18 protein-coding genes and 2 pseudogenes are annotated in these 23,171 nt (G+C 73.6%); 5 read left to right on the top strand and 15 right to left on the bottom strand.

Annotation, left to right across the window (positions count from 1 at the left end; all coding sequences use genetic code 11):
* Positions 1–253: 253 nt before the first annotated feature.
* Positions 254–973: an exonuclease domain-containing protein gene (locus QRT05_RS15500; protein ID WP_289448241.1), complete on the top strand. Its 720-nt coding sequence runs from the start codon at positions 254–256 to the stop codon at positions 971–973.
* 58 nt (positions 974–1,031) lie between these two features.
* Here the strand turns inward: QRT05_RS15500 and guaB are convergent, their stop codons facing one another.
* From guaB to QRT05_RS15485, 3 genes are all read right to left on the bottom strand, one after another.
* Positions 1,032–2,540 (bottom strand): IMP dehydrogenase, encoded by a 1,509-nt coding sequence (gene guaB, locus QRT05_RS15495; RefSeq protein ID WP_289448240.1) that lies wholly within the window; start codon positions 2,538–2,540, stop codon positions 1,032–1,034.
* Positions 2,541–2,650: 110 nt separating this feature from the next.
* The gene (locus tag QRT05_RS15490) at positions 2,651–3,319 is read right to left on the bottom strand and encodes a response regulator transcription factor (RefSeq protein WP_289448239.1); all 669 of its coding nucleotides are present in this window, start codon (positions 3,317–3,319) and stop codon (positions 2,651–2,653) included.
* A 177-nt stretch (positions 3,320–3,496) separates the two neighbouring features.
* Complete coding sequence (locus QRT05_RS15485; protein WP_289448238.1) at positions 3,497–4,444, bottom strand: MerR family transcriptional regulator; 948 nt, start codon at positions 4,442–4,444, stop codon at positions 3,497–3,499.
* Between the two features lie 250 nt (positions 4,445–4,694).
* Here QRT05_RS15485 and QRT05_RS15480 point away from each other — a divergent pair, with 250 nt between their 5' ends.
* Complete coding sequence (locus QRT05_RS15480) at positions 4,695–4,991, top strand: WhiB family transcriptional regulator (protein ID WP_289448237.1); 297 nt, start codon at positions 4,695–4,697, stop codon at positions 4,989–4,991.
* Positions 4,992–5,394: 403 nt separating this feature from the next.
* Here QRT05_RS15480 and dapB read toward each other — a convergent pair.
* From dapB to QRT05_RS15435, 9 genes and pseudogenes are all read right to left on the bottom strand, one after another.
* A pseudogene (gene dapB / locus QRT05_RS15475) lies at positions 5,395–5,994 on the bottom strand (4-hydroxy-tetrahydrodipicolinate reductase); the annotation flags it as partial.
* An 11-nt stretch (positions 5,995–6,005) separates the two neighbouring features.
* Positions 6,006–6,818 carry a hypothetical protein gene (locus QRT05_RS15470; protein ID WP_289448236.1) on the bottom strand — a complete coding sequence of 271 codons (813 nt, stop codon included), beginning with the start codon at positions 6,816–6,818 and terminating at the stop codon, positions 6,006–6,008.
* Between the two features lie 63 nt (positions 6,819–6,881).
* Complete coding sequence (locus QRT05_RS15465; protein ID WP_289448234.1) at positions 6,882–8,222, bottom strand: M16 family metallopeptidase; 1,341 nt, start codon at positions 8,220–8,222, stop codon at positions 6,882–6,884.
* A 2-nt stretch (positions 8,223–8,224) separates the two neighbouring features.
* Positions 8,225–10,456, bottom strand: coding sequence for a polyribonucleotide nucleotidyltransferase (locus tag QRT05_RS15460; RefSeq protein WP_289448233.1), 2,232 nt, complete (start codon positions 10,454–10,456; stop codon positions 8,225–8,227).
* Positions 10,457–10,660: 204 nt separating this feature from the next.
* Positions 10,661–10,930 carry a 30S ribosomal protein S15 gene (gene rpsO, locus QRT05_RS15455; protein ID WP_118766485.1) on the bottom strand — a complete coding sequence of 90 codons (270 nt, stop codon included), beginning with the start codon at positions 10,928–10,930 and terminating at the stop codon, positions 10,661–10,663.
* A 490-nt stretch (positions 10,931–11,420) separates the two neighbouring features.
* Positions 11,421–12,200: pseudogene (locus QRT05_RS15565) on the bottom strand (FAD-dependent oxidoreductase); the annotation flags it as partial.
* A gap of 74 nt (positions 12,201–12,274) precedes the next feature.
* Positions 12,275–13,330 carry a semialdehyde dehydrogenase gene (locus QRT05_RS15445; RefSeq protein WP_289448231.1) on the bottom strand — a complete coding sequence of 352 codons (1,056 nt, stop codon included), beginning with the start codon at positions 13,328–13,330 and terminating at the stop codon, positions 12,275–12,277.
* A gap of 88 nt (positions 13,331–13,418) precedes the next feature.
* Positions 13,419–14,426: a bifunctional riboflavin kinase/FAD synthetase gene (locus QRT05_RS15440; protein ID WP_289448230.1), complete on the bottom strand. Its 1,008-nt coding sequence runs from the start codon at positions 14,424–14,426 to the stop codon at positions 13,419–13,421.
* A gap of 193 nt (positions 14,427–14,619) precedes the next feature.
* Entirely contained in the window at positions 14,620–17,931 is a 3,312-nt protein-coding gene (locus tag QRT05_RS15435) for a glycoside hydrolase family 9 protein (protein WP_289448229.1), read from the bottom strand.
* A gap of 213 nt (positions 17,932–18,144) precedes the next feature.
* On the opposite strand from QRT05_RS15435, the gene QRT05_RS15430 reads away from it, so the two are divergent.
* Positions 18,145–18,948, top strand: a complete 804-nt coding sequence (locus QRT05_RS15430; RefSeq protein ID WP_289448228.1) for an alpha/beta fold hydrolase — start codon at positions 18,145–18,147, stop codon at positions 18,946–18,948.
* A 43-nt stretch (positions 18,949–18,991) separates the two neighbouring features.
* Positions 18,992–19,405 carry a DUF3224 domain-containing protein gene (locus QRT05_RS15425; protein ID WP_289448227.1) on the top strand — a complete coding sequence of 138 codons (414 nt, stop codon included), beginning with the start codon at positions 18,992–18,994 and terminating at the stop codon, positions 19,403–19,405.
* 1 nt (position 19,406) lies between these two features.
* On the opposite strand, the gene truB is transcribed toward QRT05_RS15425, so the two are convergent.
* Positions 19,407–20,348, bottom strand: a complete 942-nt coding sequence (gene truB, locus QRT05_RS15420) for a tRNA pseudouridine(55) synthase TruB (protein ID WP_289448226.1) — start codon at positions 20,346–20,348, stop codon at positions 19,407–19,409.
* Positions 20,345–20,998: a TetR/AcrR family transcriptional regulator gene (locus QRT05_RS15415; RefSeq protein ID WP_289448225.1), complete on the bottom strand. Its 654-nt coding sequence runs from the start codon at positions 20,996–20,998 to the stop codon at positions 20,345–20,347. Before QRT05_RS15415 ends, truB begins: the two co-directional genes overlap by 4 nt.
* Positions 20,999–21,079: 81 nt before the next feature.
* On the opposite strand from QRT05_RS15415, the gene QRT05_RS15410 reads away from it, so the two are divergent.
* Positions 21,080–22,522, top strand: a complete 1,443-nt coding sequence (locus QRT05_RS15410; RefSeq protein ID WP_289448224.1) for an MFS transporter — start codon at positions 21,080–21,082, stop codon at positions 22,520–22,522.
* Positions 22,523–22,669: 147 nt separating this feature from the next.
* Here QRT05_RS15410 and rbfA read toward each other — a convergent pair whose 3' ends face one another.
* Complete coding sequence (gene rbfA, locus QRT05_RS15405; protein WP_289448223.1) at positions 22,670–23,113, bottom strand: 30S ribosome-binding factor RbfA; 444 nt, start codon at positions 23,111–23,113, stop codon at positions 22,670–22,672.
* Positions 23,114–23,171 lie beyond the last annotated feature (58 nt).

Raw genomic sequence — 23,171 nt, 5'->3', positions numbered from 1 at the left:
GTTCGCCGACCGCGGGCCGGACGACGCGAGCGCGCGTCGCGCGCCACCCGCGCTCGGGGCGCACGACCCGCGGTCGGCGGGGAGTGCGTGGCCCGCGGTCGGCAACTGAGGTGTGCGTGGGTATGGGTCCGTGGCGCCGGTCGTGGCGCGGCGCGCGGGATGGGTCCCACGCCGTGTCGGTGGCCGGTGCGATCCTGGCCACGAACGACAGCGGTGTGATTTCGCACCGCGAGCACGACGAAGGACGTGGCACATGACCTGGAGCGCCGGCCCCCTGCTCGGTTTCGACACCGAGACCACGGGCGTGGACGTCGACTCCGACCGCATCGTGACCGCGGCACTCGTGCGCCGGGACGCGAGCGGCACCCACGTGCGCACCTGGCTCATCGATCCCGGCATCCCGATCCCGGAGGCCGCCGCCGCGATCCACGGCGTGAGCACCGAGCACGCGCGGCAGCACGGGCGCAAGCCCAAGGAGGCGCTCGACGAGATCGCCGCGCTCATCGCGGAGGCCATGCGTGGCGGCGTCCCGGTGGTCGCCTACAACGCCGCGTTCGACCTGTGCCTGCTGGACGCCGAGCTGCGCCGGCACCGCCTGCGCACCATCCCGGACCGGCTGTGCAGCGATCCTCGCCCCGTCATCGACCCGCTGGTGCTCGACCGCGCCGAGGACCGCTTCCGGCAGGGCAAGCGCAAGCTGGTGGACCTGTGCGGGTACTACGAGGTCGCGGAGTACGGCGACCTGCACAACGCGGACGTCGACGTCGTCGCCACCCTGGACGTGCTGGAGCGCATCGTCGGGCGGTTCCCGCACCTGGCCGAGCTCGACCTCGACCAGCTGCACAGCTACCAGGTCACCGCGCACCGCGCGTGGGCGGAGGGCTTCAACGCGTGGCGCACGAGCAAGGGCCTCGAGGGACCGGGCGCGCAGGACCACTGGCCGGTCAGGGAGCCCGTCGGCACGCTCTGGTGAGCATGCGGGCGGGCACACGGGCGGGCACCCAGGTGCCCGCCGGACCGGCTCGGGCTGGTCAGCGCCCCGAGTAGTTCGGCGCCTCGGAGACCATCTGCACGTCGTGCGGGTGCGACTCCTTGAGGCCCGCCGGGGTGATCCGGATGAACTTGCCACGCTCCTGCAGCTGCGGGACGGTGCGCGCTCCCACGTAGAACATCGACTGGTGCAGGCCGCCGATCAGCTGGTGGGCGACCGCCGCGAGCGGGCCGCGGTAGGGCACCTGGCCCTCGATGCCCTCGGTGATGATCTCGTCGTCCGACAGGTCGCCCTGGAAGTACCGGTCCTTGGAGTAGGAGCGTCGGTCACCGCGCGACTGCATGGCCCCGAGCGAGGCCATGCCGCGGTAGCGCTTGAACTGCTTGCCGTTGACGAACACGAGGTCGCCGGGCGACTCGTCGCAGCCGGCGAGCAGGCCGCCGAGCATCACGGTGTCCGCGCCCGCCACGAGGGCCTTGGCGATGTCGCCCGAGTACTGGAGCCCGCCGTCGCCGATCACGGGCACGCCCGCCGGCTTCGCGGCGAGGGACGCCTCGTAGATCGCGGTGATCTGCGGGACGCCGACGCCCGCGACGACGCGCGTGGTGCAGATCGAGCCGGGTCCGACACCCACCTTGACGGCGTCGACACCCGCGTCGACCAGCGCCTGCGACCCGTCGCGCGTCGCGATGTTGCCGCCGATGACCTGCACGTGCTTGGTGCCGGGATCGCTCTTGATACGGCGCACCATGTCGAGCATGAGGCGGGCGTGACCGTTGGCGGTGTCCACCACGAGGACGTCCACACCGGCCTCGACGAGCGCCGTCACGCGGTCCCACGCGTCGCCGAAGAAGCCGACGGCCGCGCCGACCACGAGCCTGCCCTCGCCGTCCTTGGTGGCGTCCGGGTACTGCTCGGACTTCACGAAGTCCTTGACGGTGATGAGGCCGCGCAGGGTGCCCAGCTCGTCCACCAGGGGAAGCTTCTCGATCTTGTGCTTGGCCAGCAGCGCGGCGGCGTCGTCGCGCGTGATCCCGACCGGTGCCGTGACGAGCGGCATCGCCGTCATGATCTCGCGCACGCGGAGCGAGTCGAACTCCCCCGGCGGAACGAAGCGCAGGTCGCGGTTGGTGATGATGCCCAGCAGCAGGCCGTCGTCGTCGACGACCGGGAGACCGGAGACGCGGTAGGTCCCGCACAGCCGGTCCAGCTCGGCGAGGGTCGCGTCCGGCGAGACCGTGACGGGGTCGGTCACCATGCCGGACTCGGAGCGCTTGACCAGGTCCACCTGGTGCGCCTGATCCTCGATGGACAGGTTGCGGTGCAGGATGCCGATGCCGCCCTGGCGTGCCATCGCGATGGCCATGCGCGACTCGGTGACCGTGTCCATCGCCGCGCTGAGCAGCGGCACGCGCACGCTGATCTCTCGGGTCAGGCGCGAGGTGGTGTCCACCTCGCTGGGGATGACGTCCGTCTCTCCCGGCAGGAGGAGGACGTCGTCGTAGGTGAGTCCCGTGAGGGCGAACGGGTTGTGCACCAGCTCCGTCATCGGGTCAGGATACGTCGCCGACGGCCCTCGTCGGACAGGCGTCTCGCGGGGCGCGCGCGGCTACCGTGCCGCCGCCCGAAGGGCGGCGAAGGGTGCGCCGCAGCGGCCGGTCAGCGGATGAGACCGCCACGCAGGCCGATCGCCACGGCCTGGGCCCGGTCGGACGCCCCGAGCTTGCGGAACAGCCGACGCGCGTGGGTCTTGACCGTGTCCTCGGACAGGAACAGCTCCTGCCCGATCTGGGCGTTGGACCGGCCGTTGCTCATGCCGACCAGGACCTCGATCTCGCGCTTCGTGAGCACCACGGCGCTCGGCTCCGCAGCCGTCGGCGGGGTGCTCGGAGCCGAGTCGGCGAGCGGCGGAACCGCAGGGTGCGGGACCTCCCGCACAGGCCGGGCCCCGGCGGGCAGCAGCGGGCTGGCCAGGACGTGGGCGGCGACCGCGGAGAGCTCCGGCCGGCCGACGTCGGGCGCGAGGAAGCCCCGGGCACCGAGCGCGAGCGCGCGGTCGAGGGCGACGGTGTCGTCGGACGCGGCCAGCAGCACGACGGCGGCCTGCGGCGCGACCGCGCGCAGACGACGGATCGCCTCGTTGGCGCCCGGTGCGGGGATGTGCGCGTCGAGCAGGACAATGGTGGGCGGGATGCGGCGGGCGTGCGCCAGCAGCTCGTCGACGCTCGCGGCGGCACGCACGGGGCTCAGCGTCGGGACTCCGATGGACGTCACGACGAGCCTCTCGCGCACGACCGTCGAGCCGTGACACACCACGACTCCGGCCACGCGCCCTCCCCTCCCTGCTGAGCTCCGTCGGATCGCCCCGTCGGATCGGTACCTGGCCGCCAGGCCAGGCGTTTCGTTGGCTATCGGCCCGCCAGCATGCCGACGTTAGCCGTGAGAGCAAAACTTCTGGGGGTGAGGTCTTGACGACGCCGGTTCGCAGGCCCTATGGGCGGTATGTCAGGGGGCCGCCACGGCGAGCACCTCGTGGACCAGCCCGGGGAACGTCCGCGCGCGCTGCACGGACGGCCCGACGGGCACCTCGGCCCGCACGTTCTCCGCAACCATCACGAACTGGGGCACGTGGGGATGTTCCTCCGCGAGGCGTCCGACCAGCGACAGATCGGGGTCGTGGTGCGGCGCGACCGTCACCACGGCGCGCGGTCGCGTCATGACCACGAGCTCGGCGGTCTGGCGCGGACCGGCCGGGCCGCCGACGAGCCGCGCGTCGACCCCGTCCGCGGCGAGCGCCGCCGCGACGACGTGGGAGACCAGAGGTCGGGCGACCCCGGTGGGCACCAGCAGCAGCACCACGGGGGCCGACCGCGACGGGAGCTCGGTCAGGCGGTCCCGCAGCGCCTCGAGCGCGCACCCCTCGAGCACGCGCACCGCGTCGAGACCCGGACGATCCACCACCGTGCGGCGGGCGAGGTCGGCCAGCGCCGGCTCCACGAGCGTCGTCCACCACTGCGCGACGTCACCCTGCGGGTCGAGCGCGAGCAGCCGGGCGCACGTGACGCGGTCGTCCACGAGGACCGCGTCGACGAGCATGGTCGGCGTGGCCACGACGGGCGCGCCTGCGCGGGCCCCGGTCTGACCCTGCGGGGAGAGCGCGAGACGGGCCGCGTCGCCCGGCGCCACGCCGTCCAGGGTGAGGCGCCGCATGACGAGCAGACGCTCGACGTCCGCCGGCGAGTACCTGCGGTGCGCTCCCGCCGAGTGCTCGCTGGGACCCAGCCCGTACCGGCGGTCCCACGTGCGCAAGGTCGCCGGGGCGACACCGAGCCGTCGAGCCACCGCCGCCACCGCGAGTGCGGGGCCGTCGGCGGCCGGCTCGGCGGTCGCGTCGAACCGCGCCACGATCGCGCCATCGGGGCGCGGCGCCTCAGCGTCGTCACGATCGACCATGGCGCGATTCTGCCAGGACGATCGCTGCGTGGCCGCACGACGCCAGGGATAGGCGCACTTCACCCACGACCGATCGATTCACGCAACTTCAATCGCGAACGGGCCTTGAACAACTTCTGGCGCGGTTGTAGTGTTTCGATTCGTCGCCCCCGGGCGGCACCCACGACGCACCAGAGGGCCCCGCAGATCGCGCGGCCGTCGACCAGCAGGCACCGCCGCCAGCGGAGGTGCCCCAGCCTTGGAGGACCACATGGCCGAGATCTCGCGCTTGCCCGGACCGGTGATGGACCTGTGGGAGTGGCAGTTCGACGGCGCCTGCCGCGACGCCGACCAGGACCTCTTCTTCCACCCCGAGGGCGAGCGCGGCTCGGCCCGCCGGCGCCGCGCCGAGGCGGCCAAGGCGATCTGCGCCACGTGCCCGGTCATCAAGGAGTGCCGCGAGCAGTCGCTGCAGGTCCGCGAGCCGTACGGCGTGTGGGGCGGCCTCTCCGAGGACGAGCGCGCCGCGATCCTCTCGCAGCGCAACCGCACCGCGAAGGTCGTCTGACCTCTCCCGCCACCAGGAGGCCCCCGCCCCGTCAACGACGACGAGGCGGGGGCTTTCGGCGTCCCGGCGCTGGTGCCATTATCGGGCGTCTGCACGTCACGGCACAGCGTGAGGAGCGCACCGCATGGCACGGACGCGTGCGGGAGTCGCGGCGATCGTCCTCGCCACGATCGCGACGCTGACCATGGCCGCGTGCACCGACGGCGCTGACACGTCGACGATGCCGTCGGCGACCGGCACGCGACGGGCGGTGCCCGACATCCCGAACCCCGATGGTGTCGTGAAGCCCCTGTGGCTCACCGCCCGCGCGCCCCTGCCGTCGTGCGGCGTCGTGGACCTCCGGGGGACGATCGGGATCCAGGTTCCCCCGCAGGCGATCGCGTGCCTGCGCGAGCGCAGCGGGGAGCTCCTCGTGCGCGACGAGCCCCCGCAGCCGCACGGCGTGCACGCGCACGCCGTCGACGTCCGCGCCACGGGCCCCGGGAAGCTCCTGCGTGGTCGCGTCCGGGCTGGGGCCCACGCCGGCGGCGGCCCGCGCGGCCGCGATCGCAGCGGCCGTGTGGGTGGCCGTGCCCGAGGGGGCGTCGACCTTGTCGGGGTGGTGCAGCTCGACGACCTCGACCGACTCGAACCAGGCGGCGGCACGCGCGGCGAACGCCATCGCGAGCACCGCTCCGAGAGCGAAGTTCGGGGCGATCAGCACGCCGACGCCGGGCCGGTCCGCGAGGTGGTCGCGCACGCGCGCCTTCGACGCGTCGTCCCACCCGGTGGTGCCGACCACCACGTGGACGCCCGCGTCGATCAGGGCGTGCACGTTGGTCTCCGTCACGGCGGGGACCGTGAAGTCGATCGCGACGTCCGCCGACGCCGCGGCGGACAGGTCGTCGCCCGAATCGAGGGCAGCGACCAGCTCGAGGTCGTCCGCGCCCTCGACGGCTCGGACGACGGTGGATCCCATGCGACCGGCCGCCCCCAGGACGGCCACCTTGATGCGTGCGCTCACGGGCACCGACCCTAGACGCTCGCGCGCGTCACCAACGACGCGATCCGCTCCTCGACCAGGCGCAGGTCGACCGCGGACATCCCGGTGGTCCGCTCGACCTCGCGCGAGGAGTAGCCGCCCTCGGCGTACCAGCGCAGCGCCCTCAGCACCGCATCGGGCCGGACGACGCCCGGGCCCACCGCGCGCCGCACGAACACCGAGAACCGGACGGCACCGACGTAGAGCGTCGGCTCGACGCCGAGGTACCGCACCGACCACCGGTACAGGTCGCTCACGGTGGTCTGCGCGAACCTGGCGAGCTCCGGCGCGCTCACCGCGCCGTGCGTCGCGTCGACGTGACGCAGCACCTCCCGGAAGCGCTCGGCCTCCGGCTGGTCGGGCTGCCTGCGCGCCGCCAGGGCCCCGGCGAGGCGGCGCGCGGCGCCCTCGCCGTCACCGGCGTCCAGCGCAGAGGCCGACGCGGTCACGAGCTCCGCGTCCGCCACGAGCTCGGCCGGTACCCAGGCGTCGACGAGCGCGCCCGCTCCGAGCGCGCCGAGCGCCATCGGGTGCAGCTGCAGCCCCACCCGGACGGCCGGGCCCTGCGCGATCCGCACGAGCGGCCGCGTGAGCAGGCCGCGCACCCCGCTCTCCTCGGCGCGCCGGACGCCCGTCGTCACGTCGACCAGCTGCGCGGGCTCTCCCACGACGAGCTGAGCCAGACCGCGCCCGTCGGGCAGCAGGATCTCCACGCTCGGCGCGTCGTGCCGGGTCGCCCAGGCGTGCTCGACGATCCCGGGCACCACGACGTCCCACCGCGAGTACTGACGCTGGTCGACGGCCATGCCGCCATCCTCTCGCGGTTCACCCCCGCGCGGCAGGGGCGAGCCCGACGGCGGCGGCGGGGCTCAGTCCCCGAACGGGCCCACCCGGATCACCGAGCGCGGGCGGGCCGCCAGCTCGGCGGCCAGCTCCTGCACGTCGGCCGCCGTGACCGCCTGGACGAGCTCGAGCGACTCGTCGATGCTGAGCAGCTCGCCGTGCACCAGCTCGGCCTTGCCGAGGCGGCTCATGCGCGAACCCGTGTCCTCCATGCCCAGGACCAGGCCACCGGACAGCTGGCCGATGGAGCGCGTCAGCTCGGCCGGGGTGATCGGGGCGTCCGCGAGCCGCTCGAGCTCCGCGATCATGAGCGCCAGCACCTCGTCGACGCGTGCCGGCGTGCAGCCCGCGTACAGCCCGAACACGCCGGTGTCCGAGTGCCCCGACGAGAACGAGTAGGTGGAGTAGGCCAGACCGCGCTTCTCGCGGATCTCCTGGAACAGCCGCGACGACATGCCGCCGCCCAGCACCGCGTTGAGCACGGACAGCGTGAACCGGCGCGGGTCCGTGGCCGTCAGGGACGTGCCGCCGACGATCACGTTGGCCTGCTCGGTGTGCCGGCGGATCGTCTTCTCCACGCCGACCGCGGGGATGCCGTCGGTCCCGGCGGGGACGCCCAGGGCGGCGAGGCGCCGGCCACGCGGCGAGCCGCCCGTCAGGTCCCAGCCACCGGCGGACAGCGCGTCGCCCACCTGGGCGACCAGCGTGTCGTGGTCGACGCCGCCGGCCGCGCTGACCACGAGCGTCGCGGGCTGGTAGTGCCAGCGGTAGTGCTCCCAGACGGCGTCGCGCGGCACCGCGCGGATGGTCTCGGGCGTGCCGCCGATGGGCCGGCCCAGCGGGTGCTCACCGAGCACCAGGGCGGCGAACTGCTCGTGCGCGACGTCGCTCGGGTCGTCGTCGTTCATCGCGAGCTCTTCGAGGATCACGCCGCGCTCGGTCTCGAGCTCGTCGGCCTCCAGGCGCGCGGACGTGACCATGTCGGCGATGACGTCGACCGCCATCGGCAGGTCCGTGTCGAGCACCCGCGCGTAGTAGCAGGTGTGCTCCTTGCCGGTGGCGGCGTTCGCCTCACCACCGACCTCGTCGAAGGCCTCCGCGATGTCCATCGCGGTGCGCTTCTCGGTGCCCTTGAACAGCAGGTGCTCGAGGAAGTGCGTCGAGCCGTGGTGTCCCGACTCCTCGTCGCGCGAGCCGACACCGACCCACGCGCCCACCGTGGCCGAGCGCAGACCGGGCATGTGCTCGGTGAGCACGCGGACCCCGCCGGGCAGGACGGAACGGCGCACGAGGGCGCCGCCGTCCTGCTCGGCGGACCGGTCGGCCCCAGACGTGCCGGGGCCGACCAGCGGGAGATCCAGCGGCATCGTCAGGCGTCGACCGACGCGGCAGCACCCTCGGCGGGCGCACCGTCCGCTGCGTCGTCCTCGACGACGGCGTGCAGCGACAGCTTGCCGCGCGGGTCGATCTCGCCGATCTCGACCTGGACCTTCTGCCCGACGGACAGGACGTCCTCGACGTTCTCGACGCGCTTGCCGCCCACGAGGCGACGGATCTGCGAGATGTGCAGCAGACCGTCCTTGCCCGGGCTCAGGGAGATGAACGCACCGAACGTGGTGGTCTTGACGACCGTGCCGACGAAGCGCTCCCCGATCTCGGGCATGTGCGGGTTCGCGATCGCGTTGATCGCCGCCCGCGCGGCCTCCGCCGACGGACCGTCGGTGGCGCCGATGTAGACCGTGCCGTCGTCCTCGATCGAGATGTCGGCGCCGGTCTCCTCCTGGATCTGGTTGATCATCTTGCCCTTGGGCCCGATGACCTCGCCGATCTTGTCGACCGGCACCTTCACCGTGATGACGCGCGGAGCGAAGGGGCTCATCTCGTCCGGGACGTCGATCGCCTCGGCGATGACGTCGAGGATCGCGAGGCGCGCCTCCTTGGCCTGCGTCAGCGCGCCGCCCAGCACCGAGGCGGGGATGCCCTCGAGCTTGGTGTCGAGCTGGATCGCCGTGACGAACTCCCGGGTACCGGCGACCTTGAAGTCCATGTCGCCGAACGCGTCCTCGGCGCCCAGGATGTCGGTGAGCGCGGCGTACCGCGTCTCGCCGTCGACCGTGTCGGACACGAGGCCCATCGCGATGCCCGCGACCGGCGCGCGCAGCGGCACACCGGCGTTGAGCAGCGACAGCGTCGACGCGCAGACCGAGCCCATCGAGGTCGAGCCGTTGGAGCTCAGCGCCTCGGAGACCTGGCGGATGGCGTACGGGAACTCCTCGCGGCTCGGCAGCACGGGCATGAGCGCCCGCTCGGCCAGCGCGCCGTGACCGATCTCGCGGCGCTTGGGCGAGCCCACGCGGCCCGTCTCACCGGTCGAGTACGGCGGGAAGTTGTAGTTGTGCATGTAGCGCTTGCGCGTCTCCGGGGAGAGCGTGTCGAGCTGCTGCTCCATGCGCAGCATGTTCAGCGTGGTGACACCCAGGATCTGGGTCTCGCCGCGCTCGAAGATCGCCGAGCCGTGCACGCGGGGCAGGACCTCGACCTCGGCCGAGAGCGTGCGGATGTCGCGCAGGCCACGGCCGTCGATGCGGAAGCCGTCCGTGAGGATGCGCTGGCGGATGAGCTTCTTCTGCACCGAGCGGTACGCGGCGGAGAGCTCCTTCTCGCGACCCTCGAACTGCGCGGAGAGCTGCTCGACGACCTCGGCCTTGATCTCGTCGAGGCGGTTCTCGCGGGTCTGCTTGTCCGCGATGCTGAGCGCCTCGCCGAGCGGGCCGGTCGAGGCGGCCTCGACGGCGGCGTAGGTGTCGTCCTGGTAGTCCGGGAACGTCGGGAACGCCTGCGTCTCCTTGGCGGCCTTCGACGCCAGCTCCTGCTGGGCCTCGACGAGCACCTTGATGAACGGCTTGGCGGCCTCGAGGCCCTGCGCGACGATCTCCTCGGTGGGCGCGGTGGCGCCCTCCTGGATCAGGTTCCACGACTTCTCGGGAGCCTCGGCCTCGATCATCGCGATCGCCACGTCGTCACCGACCACGCGACCGGCGACGACCATGTCGAACGTCGCGCGCTCACGCTCGGAGTAGCGCGGGAAGGCGACCCACTGGCCGTCGATCAGCGCGATGCGGACACCGGCGACCGGGCCGGAGAACGGCAGGCCGGACAGCTGCGTCGAGATCGACGCGGCGTTGATGGCGAGCACGTCGTACGCGTCGTCCGGGTGGATGGCCAGCACCGTGACGACGACCTGCACCTCGTTGCGCAGACCCTTGACGAACAGGGGGCGCAGCGGGCGGTCGACGAGCCGGCAGGCGAGGATCGCCTCGGTCGAGGGGCGACCCTCACGGCGGAAGAACGAGCCGGGGATCTTGCCCGCGGCGTACTGCCGCTCCTCGACGTCGATCGTCAGCGGGAAGAAGTCGAAGTGGTCCTTCGGGTGCTTGCCGGCCGTGGTGGCCGACAGCAGCATGGTGTCGCCGTCCAGGTAGGCGGCGGCGGAGCCGGCGGCCTGCTTGGCGAGGCGGCCCGTCTCGAAGCGGATGGTGCGGGTGCCGAAGCGACCGTTGTCGATGACGGCCTCGGCGAACTGGATCTCGGGACCCTCCACGGGTGCCCTCCTTGTTCTCGAAGGCGCCGGCCGGCCTCGACGGTCTTCGACCGTGGTCTCCGGAACCACGGTTCCGGAAGCCACTACCGAGGACCAGACGAGCGGGCCGACGCGGTGGATCGTGCTGGTACTGCTGTACTGCGGGAACTACGGGAACATCAGACCAGCCCGGACCCTCCGACGGGTCCGGGCTGGTCCGGTGGTTCAGCGGCGCAGGCCGAGGCGCTCGATCAGCGCCCGGTAGCGGTTGATGTCGACCTTCTGCAGGTAGCCCAGGAGGCGACGACGACGACCGACGAGCAGCAGCAGACCGCGGCGGCTGTGGTGGTCGTGCTTGTGCTCCTTGAGGTGCTCGGTCAGGTCCTTGATGCGCTGCGTGAGCACCGCGATCTGGACCTCGGGGGAACCGGTGTCGCCCTCGTGCGTGGCGTACTCGGTCATGATGGTCGCCTTGATGGCGTTGTCGAGGGGCACGGCTCTCCTGTGTGACTCGTTGCGCGGTGCTCCGGGGCTTGTCCACCCGGGCTCTCTCTGTCCGCGGCCGTTCAGACGGCAGCGTCAAGGGTACCAGGGATCGCCCTGGGCCCGGACATCGGCCGCCGGGTCGGCGCCCCGCGGCGACCGCCACCCAGTCTCCCATCGCGGCGAGCGCGACGCGGCGTGAGGGCATGAACGCGTGGAAGAACGCCCACCGCGTCAGCCAGGCCACCCACCCGGTCAGCTGCATGCCCCACAGCTCCGCCGCGCCCCGGCCGATCCCGAGGCTCGCCGCCTGGCCCAGACCGGGGAAGCGGAAGGGGCGCGGGCGCCGCCCCGCGACCGCGCGCGCGACGTTGCGCCCCGCACGCGTGCCCGCCTTGATGGCCCACAGCGCGTTGGGCGGGCACGTTCCCGAGCCGTTCGGGTGCGGCACGGCCGCGACGTCGCCGCCGGCCCACACGCCCGGCGCGGTGGTCCGCAGGTACCGGTCCGTGCGCACCCGGCCGTCCGGCTCGCGTTCCGCGTCGAGCCCCGGGAGCGGGACCACCACCTGGCCGACCGCCGAGACCACGGTGGCCGCATCGACCGACGTGCCGTCGTCGAGCACCACGCCCGTGGCGTCGACGTGCGAGACCCGGCGCCCGCAGACGACCCGGACCCCCGCGCTCCTGGCCTGGTCGAGCGCGTAGTCCGCGACACGGTCGAACCGCGGTCGCAGCACCTCGAGCACCGCGGGGCCCGCGTGCACCAGCGTCACGGTCGCACCGGGAGCGGTGGCGCCCGCGTCGCGACGGAGCCTGTGCGCCATCGCGGCGGCGGCCTCGATGCCGGCCAGTCCCCCGCCGACCACCACGGCCGGCCCGCACCCGGCACCCAGCCGCTCTGTCAGGGCGTCGAGGCCCCCGTCGTCCTTGAGCGACCAGCCGTGCTCGGCCAGGCCGGGCACTCGCTCCCGTGCGTCGCGCGAACCGGTGGCGACCAGGAGGTGGTCGAACGGCAGCAGGCGCACCCCCTCGTCGGTGAGGACCGTCACGGTCCGCTCGGTCAGGTCGACGTGCGACGCGCTGCCGTGCACCAGCCAGCTGGGCGGTACCAGCTCCGTGAGCGCGGTCCTGGCCCGCTCACCGCGGACCTGTCCCGCGAGCACCTCCCCCGTCCAGCCGTGGAACGCGTGGGCCGTGCTCGCGGAGACCACGGTGACGCGCACCGAACCCCGTCGCAGCCGCCCGCGCAGCGAGCCCGCGAGCGCACGGGCGGCCCACACCGCGGTGTAGCCGCCCCCCAGGACGACGACCTCGACCGGACGCCCAGCACCCGGGCGCTGTCCACGCTCGACGATCACGTCAGCCCAGCCAGGTCCAGCTCGGGCGACGGCCGTCCGAACGACAGCGGCGCGGCGAGCCCGAAGCCGAGGTGGCCGAAGCGGTCCGCGGCCCGCTGCATGCGGCGCGCGTGCTCGAGCGTGGCGTCGCCGACCGCGGGCGTCGTGCACCCGTCGAAGGCCATGAGCATCGTCTCGCACAGGCACGCGTAGGCGTACCCGGGCGGGAGCCCGATGTCGGCTCGCACGTCCAGGCCGCTCACGTCGGCCAGACCACCGTCCACGACCGTGACGTCCGGCCGCTGGGTCACGAGCGCGGGGTCGGTGTTCCGCGGCTGCGTGTCGTCGAGCACCACCGCTCCCGGCTTGAGGTGCTCGGCCCGCAGCAACGCGTCCGTGGAGGAGGTCAGGACGACGACGAGGTCCGCGTCGCGCACGGCCTCGATCTCGCAGGCCTCGTGCACGACCACGTCCGGGCGTGCGGAGCGGGCTCCGGCGGCGAGCTCCGCGAGGCGGTGCCGGCGGCGGGCGACGAGCGTCAGGGCGCCGAGGTCGAGGTCCGGGTCGCCGGCGAGCATGCGCACCACGCACGAGCCCACGCTCCCGGTCGCACCCAGCACCGCGACGTGCGGGCGGTCCATGCCCGCGACGAGCCTCCGGACCGCACGCGCGGTGAGCTGGGCGGTGAACGCGTTGCCGTTGGTGACCGTCATCCCCGGGCGCCCGCGCAGCAGCCGTCCTCCCCCGGTCACCGGCGCGGTGAGGGCACCCAGCCCGACCACCTCGGCGCCGAGGTTCTGGGCGAAGTCGACCGTCTTCTCGATCCGACCGAGCACCCAGCGGCGGTCCTCGGTCAGCATCTGCCGCGCGCCCACCGGCACGACGACGATCCAGCCGGCGACGTCCGGTTCGTCGGGCCGCGTCACCGTGCCCAGCGCCAGCGGCGGGACGGGCAGGTGCCGCATGCCCCACTCGAGCGCGCGGGAGGGCACGGCGGCGAGCGGCGACCAGACCCGGGCGAGGTCCTGCGAGACGTCGGCCCGCGGGTGGACGAGGAACGCGAACTTCGGCACGGCGGGTCTCCTGGTGGCTCACTGCTGCGGCGGGACGATGCCGCTCAGGAGAGGGCCGACCAGGTGGGTGATACGCGGGAGGCCGACTTCACCCGCCGGTGGGCGCGGCTCCCGTCGCCGGCGCGAGCACCTCGCGCACGCGCTCGACGTCGGCGTGCATCTGCGTGACCAGCGCCTCGATGCCGTCGAAGCGCAGCGTCGGCCGCAGCCGCTCGACCAGCTCGAGCAGCACCTCCTCGCCGTACAGGTCGAGGTCCGTGCGGTCCAGCACGTACGCCTCGACGCGCCGCTGGACGCCGTCGAACGTCGGGTTGGTGCCGATCGAGACGGCAGCCGGCAGCACCGTCCCGTCGGCCCGGCGCAGCCAGCCGGCGTAGACGCCGTCAGCCGGCACCATGCCCGCGGCGTCCTGGCCGAGGTTCGCGGTGGGGAAGCCGAGCTCGCGGCCCCGGGCGTCGCCGTGCACCACCTCGCCGCGCAGCCGGTGCGGGCGGCCGAGCACGCGGGCGGCCTGGACGACGTCTCCGGCCTCGAGCAGCTCGCGCACCCAGGTGGACGACCAGCGGCGCCGCAGCGGGTCGGCGGCGTGGTCCTCCGCGCTGCCCGGGTCGGCCGTCTGCGTCGGCGTGACGTCCTCGATCACCTCGACCGAGAAGCCGTACCGCTCGCCCAGCTCGACCATCGTGCCGAGGTCGCCGGAGTTCTCCCAGCCGAACCGCACGTCGCGCCCCACGACGACCACGCGCGCCCCGAGCCCGTCGACGAGGTAGCGGCGGACGAACTCCTCCGGCGACTGCCGCGCGAAGTCGAGCGAGTACGGCAGCAGCAGGATCGCGTCGAGTCCCGTCGCCTCGAGCAGCTCGAGCCGGTCGACGTCGCCCGTCAGCAAGGGCGGAGCCGTCTCGGGCTGGTGCACGAGCAGCGGGTGCGGCGTGAACGTCACGGCGACCGCACTGGCCCCTGCCGACCGCGCGTCGGCGCACATGCGCTGCAGCACGCCCACGTGGCCACGGTGCACGCCGTCGAAGTTGCCGATCGTGACCACCGAGGGGCCGAAGCCGTCGGGAACGTCGGCGAGATCACGCCACAGGTGCACGCCTGCTCCTTGTTCGCTGCTGGCCGGCCGGTCCGGTCCACGGGCCCGCCGAGGACGGGCCCGACGCGCAAGCCTGCCACCTGAGGACCCATGGGACGCAACCGGCAGCCCGCGGGCGCCGTCGCGTGCCGACCAGCAGCGCGCGGCGACGGCTCCCGACCGTGCGGCCGGGCGCCGTCGCCGCGCCCGCTCGTCAGCGACGCACCGTGACCCGCGCCACCCGTGAAGCGGCAGATCCCTCGGTGTTGGCCACCACGGCCCGGTACTCCCCCGCGGTGTGGTCCGTGACCCGCACGGGCAGCACGCGCCCGTGCGCGCCGGCCACCTTCGTCCAACCACCGTCGGCGCGCCACCACCACTGCACGGCGGCCGCCGGGTGGGCGTGGAAGCCGACCTTCAGCACGGCCACCGTCCCGCGGCGCGCCGTGACGTCGGACGGCTGCCAGGTGATCACCGGCGGCCCGGTGCGCACGCTCACCGTCGCGGTCTGCGAGGTCGTGCTGCCCGAGGTGTTGGTGAAGACCGCGCGGTATCCCGCCCCGTCCTCGTGACCGGTCACCCGCACCGTGAGGGTGCCCGAGGTCGCACCCCGCACGGCCTTCCAGGTCGACGTCCCCGCCGCGCGGCGCTGCCACTGGACCCGCGGGGCCGGCAGGCCGGAGGCCGCGGCGGTCAGCCGCACCGTGTGCCCCGGCTTCCCCGCCACCGACTGCGGCTGCCTGGTCACCACGGGAGCGACCGCCCGCGCACCGGCGCCCTGGTCGGCGACGAACGACGCCACCCAGGAGAGCGCCGAGTTCCAGTTCACGGTGATCTCGTTGACCGACCACGCCTCGATGCTGTCGACGTAGCACATCTGCGGCGTGCAGGGGTTCGACTCGGGGAAGAGCCCGAGCATCACCGGGTCCCACGTCCCGCGCAGGGAGTTGGGTCCGCCGGCCAGCGAGCCGGGAGGCGGCGGGACGAGCCAGCGGCTGTGCTGGTGGCTCGAGAACTGCGTGCCGTAGCCCGTCACGTAGGAGTTGTTCAGCGCGTTGCGGCCCAGCAGGTAGTCCATCGACTCCAGCACGGCCTGGCTGAACCGCGGGTCCCTGGTCTGGTCGTACGCGGTGGCGAGCACCACCTGGTTGTTCACCACCATGGAGTTCGATCCCCACTCGTACCCGCCCTTGCTGCCGGGATAGGCGGTGCCGAACGGCTGGGCGGACTGCCACGCCAGGTACTTCTCGGCGCCCGCGCGGACGCTCGCCCGAGCCTGCGACCGGAACGCGTTCGGCAGCGTGGACAGGTCGAGGCGGCCGAGCGCCGCGGTGCTGCCCCAGCTGAACCCTCCCTCGGTCCAGATGTCGTCGTCGCGGTGCGGGCTGCGTGCCACGTCGCGCTTGTACGTGGGGGCACCGGTGGTCAGGTACAGCTCGGCGGCCGCCCAGTACTTCTCGTCGGACACGTCGGTGTCGTCGTACGGACCGCCACCGTTGTTCCCCGCGCTCGCCGGCGCGTAGAGGTCCGGCACGCGCTGCGCCGCGGCGTAGGCACGCTTCGCGGCGACGAGCAGGGTGTGCGCGAACGCGGGGTCGTACCTGGCGAACAGGCGCGCGCCCTGGGCGGCCGTCGCGGCGAGGTTCAACGTCGCGGCCGTCGACGGGCGGTGCAGACGGCGCTCCTGCGGGTCGGCCGAGGGCAGCAGCCCGAGCCCGGTCCAGCCGACGTCGTGGATCTTGTGGTGCACCAGACCGTCGAGCGAGCGGTGGTCCGTCGCCGAGACCGTCATGCCCGAGCCCTCCGGCACCTGCATGGCGAGGAAGAACTCGAGCTCCCAGCGCGCCTCGTCGAGCACGTCGGGCACCCCGTTGTGGCTCTCGTCGGCCGGCACGTCCATCGTGCCGTCCTTGAGCGCGCCCTTGGTCGCTCCCCGCACGTGCAGCGAGCGCTCGTAGGTGCTCATGAGCTGCTGCACGGCGATGCCGCCGTTGACCACGTACTTGCCGTGGTCGCCCGCGTCGTACCAGCCACCCACCACGTCGCGCGCGTACCCGGCGGGGCACGTCCACGTGTCGTACGACCAGCTCGCGCCGTCGTCCGCCGCCGTCAGGCAGGCCACGTCGAGGTCGCCCTTGTTCACGGCCCCGTCGGGCCCGCTCACGTGCCCTGCCGGCCGGTCGTAGGTGTCGTCGGGGGTGTCGATCGCGATGCCCGAGCGCACCGGGTAGAAGTAGTTGAGGGCGTCGTAGCGCAGCTGCTGGTAGATGCCCGCGTCGATGGCGAACGGGTCGCTCGTCTCGCCGTCGGCCACGAGGGTGTAGCCCTCGCCCGTCGTGCTCACGTCGCCGAAGTCGATGACCTGGACCGGGAGACCGGACGTCGGGTCGGTGCCCCGGGGGGTCGCCGTGCCGGTGGCGACGACGGTCCCCGCGCCGCTGCGCAGCTCCCAAGCCACCGGATCGGTCGCGTCGGTCACCACGGTGGCCTGCTTCGGGCCGTGCGGCAGGTATCCCACCTGGTTCACCCGCACCCGGCTGCGCGTGTCGGGCGCGTAGGGCGGTGGCGGCGTCGCGGTCTTCTTGAGCGACACGGACGTCACGCAGAACGTGTAGTCGCCCCGCGCGCCCAGCTGGATCGCCACCTGGCCGACGTCGCCCGTGTCCGCGGGGAACGTGAGCGACGACGTGAACCCGAACTCGTACGGCGCGAGCTCGGCCGTCAGCTCGGGGTTCGCGACGTACGCCGTGCGATACGCGCCGCCGTTCTCGCCGACGACGGCCCGGACGGTCGCGCCGTTGCTCGCGCTGGCCGTGAAGGACAGGGCGTAGTTGCCGCCCTCCTCGATCGGCAGGCCGTTGTAGACCAGCCCGTCGTACTGACCTGCCGAGGCGGGCACGGCGACGCAGAACCGGTCGTCGCCGGGCGCCGACGTGACGGCCCACGACGCGGGCAGGGACCAGCCGGCGGGGAGGGTGTCACCGGCGAACGTCGTCTCGCCGATCAGCTCCTGCGAGCCGCTGATGCTGAAGTCGTCGAGGCAGAACGTGTAGTCGCTCGCCTGCGCCCCGAGCTGGAACGAGGTGTTGCCGGTGCCGGCGAACCCCGGCGTCCAGGTGAAGGAGTACGCGGTCGGAGCCGACGTGAGCGCGACGGACGACGAGACGTCGTCGGGGTAGCCGATGCCCGCGCGCAGCGGCACCGAGACGTCGGCCGTCGCATGCGCCGTGAACGAGGCGGTCAGGGGCTGCCCTGCTGCGAAGACGACCCCGTCGTGCTGGGCGGCGACGTCCCAGGGGTTGGTGGTGCCGGCGGGGACGACAACGCAGAACTCGCCGTCCTCGACCGACGACGACGAGTCGCCGCCGTAGCTGTACCAGCCCTGGGGACCGTCCGCGAAGTCGTGGACGGTGTCGATGGGGTTCGCGGTGGCGACCGGCGCCACGAGGAGTGCGAGGGCCGTCAGGCCGGCGGTCGTGACGCCGGCCCAGGTCGCGCGACGGCGACCGGGGAGAAAGGAAACCACGTTGTCTCCTAGGTGGATCTGTGGAAGCGCTCCCACGTCCCGGGACGGTGCAGCGAGAGCGCTCGGTTGTCAGCGAAACGTAACAGCGGACCGGGGCGAAGGGAATGGTTCCGACGAAACTGGCAATACCGGTCAAGTCGGAAGCCGACCGAGCCGCCTTCCCGCGCGCCACGCGACGGGCGGCCGGCGGACCGCCGTGGCTAGGGTGAGCCCATGCGGCACATCGAGTCGTCCGACGGCACGCTGATCGCGGTCGAGGAGGTCGGCGACGGCCCTGTCGTGCTGCTGCTGCCGGGCGCCATGAACGACCGCGGCCGACTTCTCCCCCTCGCGTCCGCCCTGGCCGCACGCGGCCTGCGGGGCGTCGCGGTGGACCGTCGCGCGCGGGGCGAGAGCACGGACGCGACGCCGGGCCTCGCCGGTGCCGTGGAGCGCGAGGTGGCCGACGTGCGCGCGCTCGTGTCGGACCTGGGGCCGGGAGTGACCCTCCTCGGGTACTCCTCGGGCGGCATACTCGCACTCGCCGCCGCGCTGGACGGGGTGCCGGTCGCGCGGCTGGTGGTCCTGGAGGCGCCGGTGGTCGTGCCCGGTGCGCCCGCGCGCGACGCGACCATCGGCACGACCCTCGACGAGCTCGTCTCGTCCGGCGAGCACGGCGCGGCCGTCGAGCTCTACCAGTCGCGCGTGGTCGGTCTCCCGCCGCAGGCGCTGTCGGGGCAGCGCGAGCAGCCGTGGTGGCCCGCGCTCGAGGCGATCGCTCCCAGCCTCGTCTACGACTGGGCGGTCACCGACCGCCACCCCGATCCGACGGCCCTCTCCTCGCTCGACGTGCCGACGCTCGTGCTGCGGGCCGACGAGACGTGGCCCGTGCTGGCGGCGTCCGCCGACGCCCTCGCCGCCGCGATCCCCCGTGCCTCCCTGACGCTGGTGGCCGGGCGCGACCACGCTCCGGACCCCGAGGCCGTGGCCGCCGCGGTCGCCGCGTTCGTCGGATCCGCCGACGGGGACGCCGGGTAGCTGCGCACGAGTCGTGTCGGTGGCCGTGGCTAGCGTGCGAGGCATGCACCTCGAAGCGACCTTCACCGTCACGCAGTTCACGCCCGTGGAGCTCACCGTGGCGGACCCGGTCGCCACGGGGGTGAGCACCGGCGCGGCCACCTTCGGCAAGGCCTTCGCGGGCGACGTGGTGGGCCGCTCGTCCACGCTGTTCACGTCGGCCTTCGACCCAGGGCGAGGCGAGGGCACCTATCTGGCGATCGAGTCCTTCGAGGGAACCGTGGGCGGCCACGCGGGCACGTTCGCCTTCGTGCACGCGGCGTCCACCCGGGGCACCGACCGGTTCGACGACTACTTCGCGCTCGTGCCGGGCAGCGGGACCGCGGGCCTGGCGGGCATCTCCGGGTCCGGTGCGCTCTGGGTCGACGACGACGGCACGCACCGCCTGCGGCTGGACTGCACGCTCGGCGCGGCGTAGCTCAGGCGGGAGCGAACACCAGCGCCGGCTTCGCGTGCGGGCCGTGCGCCTCAACGAGAGCCACCAGTGTGCCGTCCGGCCCGATCGCGGCCGTCGTGCCCCGGACACCGTCCGCGACGATCGCCTGGCCGTACGACAGCGCGCGCGCCTCGGGCTCGGTCAGCTCGCGCACGGGGAACGTGGCCCTCGCGGCGTCCGCCAGCGACAGCACCGCCAGCGGCACGTCGTCCGGCGTGGCGGCGAGCTCGTCGAGCGTGCTCGCGGCCGTCAGGGAGTAGCCACCCACGCGCGTGCGGCGCAGGACCGTGAGGTGCCCGCCGACGCCCAGCGCCTCGCCGAGGTCGCGCGCGATGGCGCGCACGTAGGTGCCCGACGAGCAGACGACCCGCACGTCGACGTCGAGCACCGCCGTGCCGTCGACGGCCGCCGAGCGCACGTCCAGCACGTCGAGCGCCGCGATCGTCACCTCCCGCGCCGCGAGCTCCACCTGCTCGCCGGCTCGCACACGGGCGTACGCGCGCTGCCCGTCCACCTTGATCGCCGAGACCGCCGACGGCACCTGCCGGATGACGCCGGTGAGCGGCAGCGTCGCGACCACGACCGCGTCCCGGGTCACGCGCGACGCGTCGCGCACCGCGACGAGCTCACCCTCGGCGTCCTCGGTGGTCGTCGTGACGCCGAGCCGGATGGTCGCCAGGTACTCCTTGTCCGCACCGACCACGTAGGTGAGCAGGCGCGTGGCGCGGCCGATGCCGATCACCAGGACGCCCGTCGCCATGGGGTCCAGCGTCCCCGCGTGACCCACCTTCTTGGTGCCCGCCAGGCGCCGCATGCGCGCGACGACGTCGTGGCTGGTCCAGCCGTGGGGCTTGTCGACCACCACGAGGCCGTCGGGTGCCGTGGGCCGGCGCGGGTGCTGCGCCGTCTTGCTCGTCGCCGTCATTCGGTGCGACGCTCCTGCACGGACTCGACGACGCAGCGGACCAGCGACTCGATGCCGGGCCCCTCGTCGGTGTGAGCCATGGCGTCGGTGGCCATGAGCACGTTGATGAGCATGCCGAACGCGACGAACCGGCGCCCCTCGTCGGGGTCCGCCCCGCTGCGCTCGGTGAACAGCCGGAACGCCTCCCCCAGGCAGTGCCGCGCCTCCCGGCCCACCTCGGGGTCGGTGCCCGCGATGAAGCCGTGCATCACCAGGCGCAGCAGGTCGCGGTCGGCGAGAAGCTCGACGTACGCGTCCCCCATGAGTGCGCCGGCGTCCGGGCCGGGCGGCACCGAGGACAGCGCCGCGAGGATCTCCGCGGTCGCCTGCCGGTACGCCGCGAGGAACAGGTCGCGCTTCGAGCCGAACAGCCGCACGACGTAGGGCTGCGAGACGCCCGCCGCGCGGGCGACCTCGTCGGTGCTGGCGGCGTAGCCCCCCTCGGCGAACACCCGGCGGGCGGCGGCCAGGATCTGGTCGCGGCGCGCGGCGCCCGTCATGCGGGTGGCGCCGGCGGGCGACGCGGGCGACACGGCCGACGGGCCGGCGGAGGCGCTGAGGCTGGCGATGGCTCCTTCGCCGGGACCGGCCGCACGTGTTTCGGCTGACATGTTGACAAGGTTATCAGCCGATGCCTACGGTCGCACTTGTTAGTAATCACTCAATGCCAACAAGCCGCAGGGAGCACTCTCGTGACCGTCACCTCGCCCGCCCCGCAGGCCTCGAGCCTCGCCCCCGAGCGGCGGACGGCCAGGCCGCGCACGGTCGGCACAGCCGTCGCCCTCGTCGCCGCCTCGGTCCCCATGTTCATGGCCACGCTCGACAACCTCGTGATGACCACCGCCCTGCCGGTGCTCCGGACGGAGCTCAGCGCCTCGCTCGAGCAGCTGCAGTGGATGGTGAACGCCTACACCCTGAGCTTCGCGTCGCTCATGATCGCCGCCTCCACGCTGGGCGACCGGTGGGGACGGCGTCGCGTGTTCGTCGGCGGCATCACGCTCTTCGCGCTCGCCTCGATCGCGTCCGCGCTGGCCACCAGCGCCGAGGCCTTGATCGCCGCGCGCGCGCTCCAGGGCGCGGGCGCCGCCGCGATCATGCCGCTCTCCCTCACGCTGCTGGCCGCGGCGGTTCCGCCCGCGCGCAGGGCGATGGCGATCGGCGTCTGGGGGGCCGTCTCCGGACTGGGTGTCGCGCTCGGCCCCGTGATCGGTGGGGCCGTGGTGCAGGGGATCTCGTGGGAGGCGATCTTCTGGCTCAACGTCCCCGTCGCTGTCGTCGCCGTCCCGCTCGTGCGGTACGCGCTGCCCGAGTCGTACGGGCGCCGCCAGCCCATCGATCTGACCGGGCTCGCGCTGGCCGGGCTCGGCGTGCTGGCCATCGTCTGGTCCGTCATCCGCGGGAACGACGACGGCTGGACCTCCACGCGGGTGCTCGGCGGTCTGGCGCTCGGCGCGGCGCTCGTCGCAGCGTTCCTGGTTCGGGAGTCGCGCACCGACCACCCGCTGGTGCCGCTGCGCCTGTTCCGGGTGCGGTCCTTCTCCGTGGCCAACGCGAGCGCGTTCGCCTTCTCGGTGGGTGTCTTCGGCACGGTCTTCGTGCTCTCGCAGTACCTGCAGGTCGCGCTGGGCTACTCGCCCCTGCAGGCCGGCATCCGCACCCTGCCGTGGACCGCTGCCCCCATGCTCGTCGCACCCGTCGCCGGGATGCTCGCGCCGCGGCTCGGCGTCCGCCCGCTCCTGAGCACCGGCCTGGCGCTGCAAGCGGCCGGCCTGGCGTGGCAGGGACTGGCCGTCGGCTCGGGAGCGAGCTCGTACGGCGAGCTCGTGCCCGGGCTGGCCCTGGCGGGCATCGGCATGGGCCTGACCTTCGCGCCGTCGGCCACTGCGGTCCTGGCGGACATGATGCCCGACGACCAGGGCACGGCCAGCTCGGTCAACGCCACGATCCGCGAGATCGGCGGGGCGGTGGGCGTCGCGGTCCTCGTCGCGGTGTTCACGGCGTCGGGCGGCACGCTGACGCCGACGGGCTACGCGGACGGGCTGGCCCCGGCGGCACTCGTGGGCGCGGCGATCGTGGCCCTCGGCGCGCTGGTCACGCTCGCCATGCCCCGGAGCACGGGCCGCCTCACGGCCTGATCCCGGCGGACCCCCCGCGCCCTGGACACGACGAAGGGACCGGCGCTGCGCCCCTGCTCAGCAGGACGGCGCTGCTCGGTCCCTTCGTCGTGGCCGCGGCGGCGCGGCTCGGTGCCCGGCAGCGGTCAGGCGATGATCACGCGGTGCTCAGGCCTCGTCGGGCTCGTCGGCCTCGTCGGGGTGCCGGTACGGGTCCGCCTCGCCCGCGAACGTCGCCTCGGCGGCCAGCGCGGCCACCTCGCGGTCGCGACGCGCCGCCTCGAGCAGTGCGGCGTCGAGGTGCGCGGCCGTGTCCGGCAGAGCGTCCGGGAAGAACGCCAGCGTGGGCGTCAGCCGGATGCCCGTCTGCTTGCCCACCTCGGAGCGGATCACGCCCTTGGCCGACTCGAGAGCCGCTGCCGTGCCGGCCCGCGCCTCGTCGTCGCCGAGGACGGTGTAGAAGATGTCGGCGTGCTGGAGGTCACCCGTGACCCGCACGTCGGTGACGGTGACGAACCCCAGGCGGGGGTCCTTGATGCGGGTGTCGAGCATCTGCGCGACGACCTGCTGGATGCGCTCGGAGAGCTTGCGGGCGCGGCCCGTGTCAGCCATGGAGAGACCTTTCTTGGTCGGGCACCGCGTGGTCTCGGCACCGGAGGCGTCGGGGTGG

Source organism: Cellulomonas edaphi, from assembly GCF_030362815.1.
In the GTDB taxonomy this organism is placed as follows: domain Bacteria; phylum Actinomycetota; class Actinomycetes; order Actinomycetales; family Cellulomonadaceae; genus Cellulomonas; species Cellulomonas edaphi.
This window is presented reverse-complemented; position numbering and strand designations above follow the sequence as displayed.

Excerpts from the sequence above, each read along its gene's own strand:
- QRT05_RS15500 (WP_289448241.1), top strand. The coding sequence starts at position 254 with ATGACCTGGAGCGCCGGCCCCCTGCTCGGTTTCGACACCGAGACCACG.
- guaB (WP_289448240.1), bottom strand. The coding sequence starts at position 2,540 with ATGACGGAGCTGGTGCACAACCCGTTCGCCCTCACGGGACTCACCTAC.
- QRT05_RS15485 (WP_289448238.1), bottom strand. The coding sequence starts at position 4,444 with ATGGTCGATCGTGACGACGCTGAGGCGCCGCGCCCCGATGGCGCGATC.
- QRT05_RS15480 (WP_289448237.1), top strand. The coding sequence starts at position 4,695 with ATGGCCGAGATCTCGCGCTTGCCCGGACCGGTGATGGACCTGTGGGAG.
- QRT05_RS15470 (WP_289448236.1), bottom strand. The coding sequence starts at position 6,818 with ATGGCCGTCGACCAGCGTCAGTACTCGCGGTGGGACGTCGTGGTGCCC.
- QRT05_RS15465 (WP_289448234.1), bottom strand. The coding sequence starts at position 8,222 with ATGCCGCTGGATCTCCCGCTGGTCGGCCCCGGCACGTCTGGGGCCGAC.
- QRT05_RS15430 (WP_289448228.1), top strand. The coding sequence starts at position 18,145 with ATGCGGCACATCGAGTCGTCCGACGGCACGCTGATCGCGGTCGAGGAG.
- QRT05_RS15425 (WP_289448227.1), top strand. The coding sequence starts at position 18,992 with ATGCACCTCGAAGCGACCTTCACCGTCACGCAGTTCACGCCCGTGGAG.
- truB (WP_289448226.1), bottom strand. The coding sequence starts at position 20,348 with ATGACGGCGACGAGCAAGACGGCGCAGCACCCGCGCCGGCCCACGGCA.
- QRT05_RS15415 (WP_289448225.1), bottom strand. The coding sequence starts at position 20,998 with ATGTCAGCCGAAACACGTGCGGCCGGTCCCGGCGAAGGAGCCATCGCC.
- rbfA (WP_289448223.1), bottom strand. The coding sequence starts at position 23,113 with ATGGCTGACACGGGCCGCGCCCGCAAGCTCTCCGAGCGCATCCAGCAG.